General features: G+C 59.6%; 9 protein-coding genes. 2 read left to right on the top strand and 7 right to left on the bottom strand.

Features of this window, described 5'->3' with window-relative positions; genetic code table 11:
- Positions 1–298 precede the first annotated feature (298 nt).
- The 3 genes from VG320_RS01730 to VG320_RS01740 form a co-directional block, all read right to left on the bottom strand.
- Entirely contained in the window at positions 299–880 is a 582-nt protein-coding gene (locus tag VG320_RS01730) for a hypothetical protein (protein ID WP_327198455.1), read from the bottom strand.
- Positions 858–1760, bottom strand: coding sequence for a hypothetical protein (locus tag VG320_RS01735; RefSeq protein ID WP_327198456.1), 903 nt, complete (start codon positions 1758–1760; stop codon positions 858–860). Before VG320_RS01735 ends, VG320_RS01730 begins: the two co-directional genes overlap by 23 nt.
- A 65-nt stretch (positions 1761–1825) precedes the next feature.
- Positions 1826–4273 carry a type VI secretion system tip protein VgrG gene (locus tag VG320_RS01740; RefSeq protein ID WP_327198457.1) on the bottom strand — a complete coding sequence of 816 codons (2448 nt, stop codon included), beginning with the start codon at positions 4271–4273 and terminating at the stop codon, positions 1826–1828.
- Between the two features lie 399 nt (positions 4274–4672).
- On the opposite strand from VG320_RS01740, the gene VG320_RS01745 reads away from it, so the two are divergent.
- On the top strand, positions 4673–5593 hold the full coding sequence (locus VG320_RS01745; protein WP_327198458.1) for a LysR family transcriptional regulator: 921 nt from the start codon (positions 4673–4675) through the stop codon (positions 5591–5593).
- Between the two features lie 173 nt (positions 5594–5766).
- Here the strand turns inward: VG320_RS01745 and VG320_RS01750 are convergent, their stop codons facing one another.
- From VG320_RS01750 to VG320_RS01765, 4 genes are all read right to left on the bottom strand, one after another.
- A complete protein-coding gene (locus VG320_RS01750; RefSeq protein WP_327198459.1) occupies positions 5767–6951 on the bottom strand; it encodes an NAD(P)/FAD-dependent oxidoreductase in 1185 nt (394 codons plus the stop codon).
- Positions 6948–7115, bottom strand: a complete 168-nt coding sequence (locus VG320_RS01755; RefSeq protein ID WP_103705617.1) for a rubredoxin — start codon at positions 7113–7115, stop codon at positions 6948–6950. The genes VG320_RS01750 and VG320_RS01755 overlap by 4 nt, the downstream gene beginning before the upstream one ends.
- A 19-nt stretch (positions 7116–7134) precedes the next feature.
- Complete coding sequence (locus tag VG320_RS01760; protein ID WP_327198460.1) at positions 7135–8190, bottom strand: aromatic ring-hydroxylating dioxygenase subunit alpha; 1056 nt, start codon at positions 8188–8190, stop codon at positions 7135–7137.
- A gap of 171 nt (positions 8191–8361) precedes the next feature.
- The gene (locus tag VG320_RS01765; RefSeq protein ID WP_327198461.1) at positions 8362–9780 is read right to left on the bottom strand and encodes an MFS transporter; all 1419 of its coding nucleotides are present in this window, start codon (positions 9778–9780) and stop codon (positions 8362–8364) included.
- A 77-nt stretch (positions 9781–9857) separates the two neighbouring features.
- On the opposite strand from VG320_RS01765, the gene VG320_RS01770 reads away from it, so the two are divergent.
- Positions 9858–10736 carry a LysR family transcriptional regulator gene (locus VG320_RS01770; RefSeq protein ID WP_327198462.1) on the top strand — a complete coding sequence of 293 codons (879 nt, stop codon included), beginning with the start codon at positions 9858–9860 and terminating at the stop codon, positions 10734–10736.
- Positions 10737–11404: the final 668 nt, after the last annotated feature.

Raw genomic sequence — 11404 nt, forward strand, 5'->3', positions numbered from 1 at the left:
TCCTCCCTCACTAGCCAGAACGCATCGGAGGCATTGCGAGCGATAGCGGCATGGATGCGCGACGACATTTAGAATCAACTTCAGTTCGCCCCCTTCTGCAGTTTTCGATATACGCTTCCGCAAGCAGGCGCCAGCCAAATGTCTTGCACGAGAGCATCATCCTTCGCAATCGCAACGGGATGGCGCCGTATGAATGCAATGATGCGGCTCCACTTAAAACGTCTCGACGTTCATGACGCGTGAATTTCATATGCCGTCAACATCGGCCTTTTACGCTTTTCTGGCGACTCAATCCAAATTAATTCCCAGAAGTCACAACTTCGAAAAACGATTTTTTTTGATCGAGAACATAGGATTTCTCGTCCACCTCGCTCTTTATATTCTGATACTTCTTAGCCTCAGACAAATCTCGACCTATCGCATCCCCAAGGGGGATCAATTTCCGCAAACCAGGTTCACCGCCATTCATCTCACTGCACTTCTTGATACTGTCAGATAGAAATATATTTGAATTAATCTTACAGAACAACAGAGTGTTGGGCGCCACACTAGCATCGCCAACCATTTTCGCTATATTATCATAAGAGTAATCAATAAATAATTCATTGTTGAAATTAACGTAAACTACGAATCTATCTACATTTTGATTGTTTACGCTATACGTCTTTCCATTTAAAAAAATGGTCCGCCATGAATGAGATCCCTCATCTCGATCCATGTAAACATTGATATGCAGTTTTCTAAGAACATCTGCATCCCCTGTAATCACGAAGGGTGGCTCAGAAAATCTGAAAAAATTCAGAAGAACGACGACTACGAACAACAGCATCAGCCCAAACAGACTATTGACTAATAAATTACGCCTTCTTGCGATGATCATTGAAATAGCCCTGATTTATTGATCGAATTTTGTTTCCATTCTTATAACAATGCATGTCTTCGGCGTGGGCGAGAACGTGTCTCCTCAGGGATTCTGGCAAATACTCAGCATCTCTCAATAATGTCGCCTTCGTCCCACCGTGCATATGCGCGGCGATCTGGTAGGTATTGCCAATCTTCCAACCTGGCTCTATAAAACTCCCTCCCGCGTATATATCTCGATCCAGTGAGGTAACCCGATAGTCCGGTAGAAATGAAGGAACGGATTTCGTCGACTGCCCCCATACCTCGACATCTTTATAATTTGATGCAGCTGAGAGTGCCTTGGCAAAACTCCTAAAGTGCATCGCTTTAGGACGATCTTCAGGGGGATGTTCGAGGGCCGAATCACAACCGTAGATAACAAAACGTGGACTGTCTGCGCACCAGTTAAAGTCGATTGACTGCCAGCCTTCCATCGTCATCTGGCCGATCTCGGTTGATGTATTAAAGCTGAATTTCTTAGGATTATCAATACTCCCGATTGGACCGTCTTGCCCAGCATGAGAATTGATACTAACCTCTTTGATTTTAACGGCCGATTTTCCTCCATATTTTTCAATATAACGCGGAATAATGTCCAATATATCTGATAGATCCTCAATATCAGGACAATGCACCTCATGTATTTTTTCATTAAACCAGCTGCTATTTTTTATGTTGCGCATCCTCGTCTTTGGCGCCTCCGTAAAAAGCGGATCACCAAATTTCCCCTTTACCCAGAAAAGCAGAAATAGCAACTTCATCGACGGAACGACAACCTCCTTTCGATTCGTGTTCGCGACAGGGGAGGTTTCTGCGCGACCGCACACCACCCAATTCGAATCAGATGCATCTACCATACCTTCTCCATTTATATATCAAACCGTATAACGCGGTAATTAACTATATTCACGATACTTCACAACTATTCTTTTTCCACTTCAACTGCAAGCTTTTCGGGGCGCGCGGTCGTCACCACATGGGTATGCCCGGTATCGTCGGTCACCCCCTCTTCATAGCTTCCGTCATGGCGCCTGATCCTGTACCTGCGTCCGATCAGTATTTCACCGGTATGCTCGTCTTTCAGTAGAAAAGCTTCATCGAACAGTGCACCACCAGGCATCACCGGGAATATGGAGTTTCTGGACGCGTTGCCTTTCTTCTGTACTGTGATCGTCTTGAGAAACAGATCGCCCGGGCCACCAAGCGTAATGCTGCCGTCCTTGATCTGAACGAATGCGCCGCCGCATTCGAGAAGGATTTCCTTCGCTGCAGCGAGGTTGACCTTTCCGTTGACGCTGCCGAGGTCGACGTCTTTGGCAGCAGTAAGCGCCATGGGGCCGGTCTGCGCCTGAATCTCCACAGATCCCTTCGCGGCAAAGATCTTGATGCCCAGCTTCTGCGCGAACAGTGAAAGCGTTTCGCCGACAGTTGCCGTGAAATGCTTGAGCGCGGTAAAGTCGGCGTTTTTGCCGGTCACCGCGCTGAAGTTATCCTGCGCCGTGAACTGAATGCCCTGACCTGCGACGATGCCAGCCGACTCCGGCGTGCTCATGAGCAGTCCCGGTTTCTTCAGACCATCGAAATCGTCCTTCATCTGCTGCTGGGCATCGATATCGGCAGGCTCTGCCTTGGCGCTGGACACCGACGCTGCAAGCGCCTTTGCAGTGGCCAGCGCGCTCTCTAGCTGCGCAATCGTCTCCTGCATGTCGAGCTGCTTGCCGGTGGCGGCCGGCCGATCATAGGTCGTGAGATGCAGACCGTTGCCCGCGCGGCTCACGCCATAGCCCGATGTCCGGAGTTCATACCCCTCACCGCGGTACTCGAGCTTGTTGTTGACGAGATAACCAAGGTTCAACTGCGACTTGCCCGAGTGCTCGGTGCTTAGCTTGATGCCTTCCTGCCCGGCCCAGTCCTCCATGCGCAGCTTGTTATTTTTCTGCGTTCGGATCATGTTGCGCGAGAGCCAGCGACGGTCATTCGTCACCAGATCACGCGCCTGGCTGTGGTGGTGAAATCCGGTAATTTCGGGCTTGTCAGGATCCCCATCCCTGAATGAGATCACTGCCTCGTCGTTATCCAGCGCGACGAAATGCAGGCCGGTCTGCAGCTTGCCGGCGAAAGGTTTAGCCAGGCGCAGCGGCACGCTCTCGCCGCCATTGGGCCAGTTGCCGAAATCGGCATCGAGCCGCACCACGTAATAGCCGACGGAGTTTAAGTAGCCGTAGGTGTATTTATCCGGGCTGCACACGCGCGCGCTGAGTGTGCCGGCGATTTTTGTCCAGGTATCTGGCCGCATTTCCAGACGAAAGCGCCGGTCGGCAGGAATCGCCTTGTAGTGGTTGGTGTAGGGCTTGTCGCGCCCGCCGCTGTGCGTGACCTCGACGATCACCTGACCCTGCGGCGCATCGGGCAGCACGATATCTGTTTCCAGCACGCGCGCGCACTGCAGTTCGAGCACATTGCTCTCGCCCTCATACACCACCTGGCGCGCGAGCGCGGCCTCGTGCCAGAGTCGGGCCTCCCACTGGGCCCCCGTCTGATCGAGGTGATTCGTACCGTAGATGTAGGGCTGGCCGTAGGTGGTCGGATCTTGCGGCGCCAGATTGGCGCTATCCCTGAATCGCTCCCATGCGGCCTCCGGGTTGTATTCGGCGACGGTGTACGACTGCGGCACTGTGATGTTGTGCGTCCTGATCGACGTGATCGCTTCCATGCCAGCGGATTCCAGACCGGCAGCTTCGCGGTACGGAACGATCAGGCGGGGATCGTAGATGTAGTGATCGATGTCGTCACCAAAGACGACCTGGTCGCCGTATTCCGTCTCGACGATATACGCATAGATGCCTGACTTCTGCATCAGCATCTGGACGTATGAAAAATCCGTCATCTGATACTGGAAGCGCCACAGATGCCTGGGGTACTGACGCCGCAGGCGGAACGCCATCTGGTGATCCTTGATGCCGTGACTGCGCAGGATCTTGTGGATGATCTGCGGCGTGCTGAGATGCTGGAACGTCTGCGAGTTCGTTATGCCCAGAAGCCGTGCGAAATGCGACTTCAATACGAGCCGGTACATCGTGTAATCGTTTGTCTGCTGGATCGTGGAGAACTTATCGAGATAGCCGGAGATTTTCTTCGGCGCGCCATCGTCCGGCACAATCGTGAATGACGCGTCTAGATTCAGGTAATCGGTGCGCGGAAGCTGGAGCGGGTGGGTGAAGGTGATGCTGACTTCGGTGGGCTCGCCCATTTTTTCGGTGGCGCTGAATTCAACGACCGACAATCGCTCCGCGCTTGCAATGCCTGGCACGTCGAGGAAGTACGCCTGTCTTCCCGGTATGTCCGGTAATGCCGTCTGCAACTGGGCCATAGGCGTTGCCTCCTTGCTGATTACGTGGAGATACGGCCCGCAGACATGGAATATAAAAGAGACGAGCCGTGGTGTGACCTTTTAAAGATCGTCAAGCCTTATACCCCGCGTCGTTCGACAGGACAATGATTCGGGGCTCTTTGAAATACCGTTGTTTGTCAGGGAACAATAGTTCAGGCTGGGATGCCATTTGAACTTCATCCCAAATTTTCCGGACATCAATTCCAGCAGACTTATTCAAACGTCCATATCTTGCCCAACATACCTGGGATGCGCCCTGCATCATGAACCCCGCTCGGCGCGGCTTCGCACGCCACCCAGGCGATTTCCCTGATTTGACGAACCGATATATCGACACGTATACAACAAGAACAAGTGTCTACAACATCGGCGGTTCGCATGTCCCGGGAAGTCATCGACTCCTATCTCCTCAAGGTTCTCCATACGCTCGTCACCGAAGCCAGCGTCTCGCGTACTGCAGCGTTGCTCGGCCAGTCGCAGCCCACCGTGAGCGTTGCGTTGCGCCGCCTGCGCGCGATGACGGGCGATCCGCTGCTGGTGCGCAGCGGCAGCCGCATGGTCCCCACGAGCCACGCCCTCACGCTGATCGAGCCGGCCGCACAGGCGCTCGCAGGCATTGCCGCGATCCTCAACCCAACCACCGCGTTCGATCCCGCCACCACACGGCGCACGTTTTTGATCGGCTCGCCGGATTATCTCGACGTGTTTTTCCTGCCCGCCATCGTCGATGCATTTCATAGCCAGGCGCCGCGCGCGCGCATCGAATTCCAGCATCTGATGATGGTCGATGGCGGCTACGGACACGGGCTGGAAAGCGGCACGCTCGATCTGGTGATCGGCAACTGGCGCACGCCGCCCGAGCATCTGCATCTGCAGCCGCTTTGCAAGGACGATCTGGTGTGTTTGATGCGCGCGCAACATCCGGTCAAACCCGGCACGCTGAGTCAGGCCATCTACGAAGAAGCCGAGCATCTGGCCGTGACGACGCACAACGCCACGGGTCTCGGCACGATCGACGCCGAACTCGCGCGCAACGGCCTGTCGCGCAATGTCACAACCACGCTGCCGTATTTCGGCATGGCGCCTTATGTGCTGATGCGCTCGAACCTGCTGTTCACGACCACGCGCGCGCTGGCAACGCATTATTGCAATCTGCTGCCACTACGCATCGAGCCATTGCCCGGTGAGCCTCGTGCGCTCACCTATTACCAGCTCTGGCACGACCGCACCCATCGCAGCACGGCAGCGGTGTGGTTGCGTCATCTGGTGGCCGGTGTTGCGAAGGGATTGATCCGTTGAATCCAGCGAAAAAAACACCGCGAGCGCGGCTCGCGGTGCAAAACGCCTCGTATCGACAGCCCGCGACAGGATTCAAGCGGGCGTCGCTACGCGAGCGCGACAGGGGTCGGTCAGCCGAAGCTGCCTGTCGAAGAGGGTGATTGCGTGTTGATTATTTGCATTACTAATCGATATTACGTGCCCGTTGACATCGACTTAAGCAACGCTGCCTTATCGGCAACCGCCGCGCCTAGCAGCGCGAAACCGCTCATGCGCTGCGTCGCTTCGTCCGCGCAGATCGCGCGTACGGCGTGGGCGCCGTCATGCGTGCCCGCCTCGACCGTCCAGCGGCCTTGCGGATCATCGGGTGTCACGACCACGGCGGGAACCGCCGGCGTCTTGACGACGATGGGCATGACCGGAAACGTCACGCGCGTGAGCGTGCCCGCGAGCGTCTGCGCAAGCGCGCGCGCCGCGTGCATGATCGGCAGCACGTAAGGCTGCACGCGCCCTTCAATCGCCGCGCAATCGCCGAGCGCATAGACATCGGGCGCGCTCGTGCGGCACCACGCATCGGTGGCGATGCCGCCTTCGATCTGCAGGCCCGCCGCGCTCGCCAGCGACGTGCGCGGCACGAGGCCAACCGCCGAGACGACCAGATCGGCGTCGATCGTCGCGCCATCGCTCAAGCTCAACCGATAGCCCGGCTCGCGCCTGACGATCGATTGCACGCCGCGGCCAAGGCGCAGGTCCACGCCCGCCGCCGCGAGCGCACGCGCAAAAGCCTCGCCCGCTTCGACGGGCAGCAAACGCGCGAGCGGCACGGGCGCGGGATCGACCAGCGTCACCGCGTAGCCGGCGCCCAGCAGATCGTTGGCGAACTCGCAGCCGATCAGCCCCGCGCCCAGCAGCGCCATCGAGCGGCACGCCGCCAGCCGCTCGCGAAAGCGCGCGTAGTCGCCCAGATCGTTGACCGACAGCACATCGGCCGCGCCATCGCCATCGACCTGCACGCGGCGCGGGTCCGCGCCGGTCGCCAGCACCAGCGCGCGATAACGCAGAGGCTGCCCATCGACGACGATCATATGTTCATGCGGCACGATGCGTTCGACTTGCCGATGCGTCCAGACGCGCGCATTCAACTGCTGCGCCATCGCCTGCGCGTCGAAACGCGCGAGCGCATGCGGTTCAGTGCGCGTGGCCAGCGCGTTGGAAAGCGCGGGCTTCGAATAGAAGCGGCCATCGTCGCGGCTCACGATCAGCACAGGCGTTTCGCCATCGAGCTTGCGCAACTCGCGTGCGAGCGTATAGCCCGCCAGCCCTGTTCCGACAATTACAATGGAATCCTGATTATCGTTGTCTTGTATCGCCGCGTTCATGCCACCACCTGCATTTCGAAGTCATGCTTGCCTGTCGCGCAGTCGGGGCACATCCAGTCGTCGGGCACATCTTCCCAGCGCGTGCCCGGCGCGATGCCTGCTTCGGGGATTCCTTCGGCTTCGTCATAGCGAAAGCCGCAAATCACGCATTCCCAGATTTTCATGTCGGTACTCCCCTTCGCCTCAACGCACGTAGCTCTGGCCCAGACCGATCTCGCCCAACGCGCGGCGATAGGCGCCCGAAGACCGGTCCGCGAGAATCGGCGCTTCCTGCGAGCGGTCGATCGGCAGATCCTCGGGACATTGCAGCTCGACGATGGCGCGGTCCTCCTCGAACACCTGACGATTGAACGCATAGACATCGTCGAGCGGCAGATCCTGATCGAAATTGCGCGCGATCGGCACGAACAGGCGCGTGTGGCGCGCTGAAACTGGGCTCGCAGCGTTCAGGATCGCAAGACGTCCGTTTTCCGGAAAATGCACCGTAAGGCGCGCAAAAAACGGCACATCGACTTCGAACACCCGGCGCCACACGAAGCCCTCCGGCGCGCGATGCTGCATCGACTTGGGGAAATTGCTCACCGTACTCACGTATTCGGCGCGCAGGCCGTTCGGGCGGCGCTCGACGGTATATTGCGGCACCACGGGATTATGGCGATCGGCAAAGCTGTCGTGGTGAATCCACGCGAAATGCGCCACGTCGATGAAGCCTTCGGTCTGCCGTCCCGCCGAAGCGTGAATATCGATCGAAGGCGGCAGGATCTGCTGATAGCCCTCGGTATTCCAGGCTGGGAATTCGGGCAACGGCACCTCGCCGCCGCCCAACGACACCCAGATGAGGCCATACGCTTCCTGCGCGGCATAGGTCGTGAGGCACAGGCGCTCGGGAATCGGTCCTTCGGGCTGCGAAGGAATATGCACGCACTTGCCGCTCGCCTCATAGGCCAGGCCGTGATACGGGCACACCAGATTGCCGTTGTCGATCCAGCCCTGGCTCAGCGGCGCGCCGCGATGCGGGCAGACATCGCGCGCTGCGACGATGCGGCCCTGCGTGCGGTACACCACCAGCGCTTCATCGAGCAGCGTGACGGAAAGCGGCTTGTCCTGCACGTCTGTCGCGAACGCGACGGGGTGCCAGTAGCGGCTCAGGATTTCCCAGTCGCGGGAATCGAAGCTGCAGTGGCGGGGAATGGCCGGCTGACGTGGCCGCGTGAGCGCGGCAAGCTGGGCTTGCGTCATTTTCCTGTCTCCTGGATTGTGGGTATCGTCGTAGCGTTTCTGCGCTTTGTACGCGAGAGCCGCTGCGTGGAGACAAAGATAGCCAGATCGGCGCGCGCAACCCATACCCGCGCCTCCATGTAGTCTATGTATGCGCAGGCATGGCGCGACCGCCTGCAATCGGCTGCGGGGTCAATGCAGCGGCGCGGAGCCGGGGCCGCACGGCGCTGGATGCCCGGCATGCGCCTCGAGCGTGCGCCACGCGATACCCGCCGCCACGGCCAGTAACGTTGCGGACACAACCAGCGCCTGCGCCAGACCATGCATGAACGGCACGGGCTGCGTGTGGCGCACTAAGAAGCCGAACAGCGCTACGCCCATCACGCCGCCCACCTGACGCGCGGCATTGAGCAGCCCCGACGCAATGCCCGACTGCTCGCGCCGGACCGCCGCCAGCAGCGCATTGGTGAGGGTCGGCACCGCCAGCGCGATGCCTGCACCTGCGAGCAGCATCGGCGCGATCAGCCAGGCATAGGACTGCGCGGCAAGCGCGGTCAACATCGACAGATAACCGGCGATGGCGATCAAGAGTCCCAGCATCGTGAGCGTGCGGGCGCCGATGCGGTGCACCAGCCGCCCCGCCGCGATGTTCATGACGACGAGCACCGCCATCATCGGCAGAAAGGCGAGGCCAGTGCGTTCGGGCGTGAAATGCCAGACGGCCTGAAACAACAGGCTGAGCGTGAAGACGATGCCATAAAAAACGAGGTTCGCGATCAGGCCGATGAGCGTCGTGCCGCTGACCACGCGATTCGCGAACAGCGCCGGCGGCAGCATCGCTGCGGGGTTGCGCGCCTGCAGCCACACGAATGCCGCGCCTGAGGCGACACTCAACAGGACCGCTCCCCAGATCAACGGGTTTTGCCAGGACAGACTACTCGCCTCGGTCAACGCGAACGCGAGCGCCGCCAATGTCAGCGCGCCGCTTGCCTGCCCCAGCGGATCGAGGCTGCGCCCCGCATGGCCGCGCGAGTATGGCGCGTGGCGCATCGTCATCCAGAGTCCAATCACGCCGACTGGCACGTTGATAAGAAAAATACTGCGCCAGCCGAACGCGGCAATCAGCAGACCGCCAATCACCGGTCCAGCCGCGAGCGCGATACCGCCGCCCGCAGCCCACCAGCCGACTGCGCGGCCTCGGGCAAGTGGCTCGTGAAAAGCCTCGCGCAACACCGAAAGCGAGTTCGGCACCAGCAACGCTGCGCCCAGGCCCTGCACGACGCGCCAGCCAATCAGCGCCGCCAGCGATGGCGCCAGGCCGCAGCCGGTCGACGCGCAGGTGAACAGAGCATAGCCCGCGACGAACACGCGTTTCGCGCCGAAGCGGTCGCCCAGTGCCCCCGCCAGTAAGAGCGCCGAGGCGAACACCAGCGCGTAGGCATTGACGACCCATTGCAGTCCGGTGATATCGGCGTGAAAGGCGGCCCGCAGCGCATCGAGTGCGACGTTGACCACACTGACGTCGATCGAGACCACGACGAAGCCCAGGCACGCCGCGACCTGCACGAATCCAGCGCGGGGCGATGCCGATACGGTGGACGATGTTTGCATCGGAATGCCTCAGAACGGGAAAACGTCAGGGTAAGCCAAACCGATCTGTGCGAATATTCCCAAAACGCGCACACCCTATGGGAGAAAATGCACCGATGTTCGACTGGGAAAACCTGCGATTTTTCCTCGCCGTGGCGCAATCCGGCAGTCTTTCGGCGGCGGCGCGGCAGCTCAAGGTCGATCACGCGACGGTTGGCCGGCGTCTGGGCGCGCTGGAAGCGGAGCTCGAGATGCGCCTCGTCGACCGGCTGCCGCGCGCATGCCAGTTGACCGCAGCGGGCCGCCAGCTCGTCGAGGTGGCACAGCGCATGGAGGCCGAAGCCTTCGCGATCGAGCGTCTCGCTCGCGCGGCCCAGGCGCCCATGAGCGGCAAGGTGACAATCAGCGTGCCGCCGGTGCTCGCGAGCAACTTCTTCGCGACCACGCTGCGGGCGTTCTCACAACGGCACCCCGGCATTCAGTTGGCGATCGCGAGCGAAGCGCAGCGCGTGTCGCTCGGGCGGCGCGAAGCGGATCTTGCCGTGCGGCTCGCACGGCCCGACGAGCCGCGCAACGTGACGCGCAAGCTGGGCGCCATGCCCTTCGCGCTCTACGCGAGCCGCGACTACGCTCAGGCCGAGCAACCCGCCGAGTGGGCCTTCATCGCCTATGAGGCGCGTCTTGCGGACATGCCCCACGAGCAATGGCTACGCGCGGCGGCGGGCGAGCGGCCCATCGTCTGCGAGGTGAGCGACATCACCACCCAGCTGGCCGTGGCGCGCACAGGCGTCGGCGTGGCGGGCCTGCCCGTGTTCATGGGCGACGCCGATCCGGCGCTCCAGCGGCTGCCCTGGTCGGGCGAGGCTTTCTCGCGCGACATCTGGCTCGTGGTGCACGACGACCTGCGCCACTCGCCGCCGATCCGCGCGGTCATCGATTTCGTTGTCGAAGTGGTGGGCAATACATTCAAGTCCTGAGCCGCTCTTATTTAAAACGGACTCCGAATTATTTATTGCAAACTGCATAAACCACCGCTCTATGCAGTTTCTTACCAACCCCTCCTCAATTGTCGCCCATACGACAATTTGCCCTGCCTGTATATACGCCCGATAAAAATTAGAGTGTCGCCCCCACGTTTCCCCCAGGGTGACGTTTCCGTACGACCGTACAAAAATAATCCCCGTCTGACAGACATTCCGGACAATCTTGCGAGCCCTACCGGGTATGTGGAGAGGCAATCGGTGAACGAGCAACAGCCTGAACTTGCAATCCGGATCATCCGATCTACGGCGCGCCGCTCTATCCCTTGCACGCCTGACTGGCCTCACCGGCAAGACGTCCTTCCCGTATTACCGCAGCAATCCCCGTAACGACGTCCGCGTGACGCGTCGAAGCCGGCCCCGTATTGAACGACCAGGCCGGCAACCCGCACGGATGGCGCGTATGCGCCGCATCCGCGCACCCTGACGTGCCGCGACAAGAAGTGCACTGATCCAACCAATTTCAAGCCACTCCAGTCGATCAGGATTCCAAAATGTTAAAACGCAATACGCTACGCAAGAAACTGCTTGCCACCGGGGTTGCAGCGACGGGGCTGATGGGTATGGCAAGCGCCGCGCACGCGCAAAGCAGCGTGACGCTGTAC

The sequence above is a fragment of the Paraburkholderia sp. genome, assembly GCF_035948235.1.
Classification (GTDB): Bacteria; Pseudomonadota; Gammaproteobacteria; order Burkholderiales; family Burkholderiaceae; genus Paraburkholderia.

Bases quoted from the DNA above. Each gene is read 5' to 3' on its own strand.
- VG320_RS01730 (WP_327198455.1), bottom strand. From the start codon at position 880: ATGATCATCGCAAGAAGGCGTAATTTATTAGTCAATAGTCTGTTTGGG.
- VG320_RS01765 (WP_327198461.1), bottom strand. From the start codon at position 9,780: ATGCAAACATCGTCCACCGTATCGGCATCGCCCCGCGCTGGATTCGTG.
- VG320_RS01760 (WP_327198460.1), bottom strand. From the start codon at position 8,190: ATGACGCAAGCCCAGCTTGCCGCGCTCACGCGGCCACGTCAGCCGGCC.
- VG320_RS01740 (WP_327198457.1), bottom strand. From the start codon at position 4,273: ATGGCCCAGTTGCAGACGGCATTACCGGACATACCGGGAAGACAGGCG.
- VG320_RS01755 (WP_103705617.1), bottom strand. From the start codon at position 7,115: ATGAAAATCTGGGAATGCGTGATTTGCGGCTTTCGCTATGACGAAGCC.
- VG320_RS01735 (WP_327198456.1), bottom strand. From the start codon at position 1,760: ATGGTAGATGCATCTGATTCGAATTGGGTGGTGTGCGGTCGCGCAGAA.
- VG320_RS01770 (WP_327198462.1), top strand. From the start codon at position 9,858: ATGGGAGAAAATGCACCGATGTTCGACTGGGAAAACCTGCGATTTTTC.
- VG320_RS01745 (WP_327198458.1), top strand. From the start codon at position 4,673: ATGTCCCGGGAAGTCATCGACTCCTATCTCCTCAAGGTTCTCCATACG.
- VG320_RS01750 (WP_327198459.1), bottom strand. From the start codon at position 6,951: ATGAACGCGGCGATACAAGACAACGATAATCAGGATTCCATTGTAATT.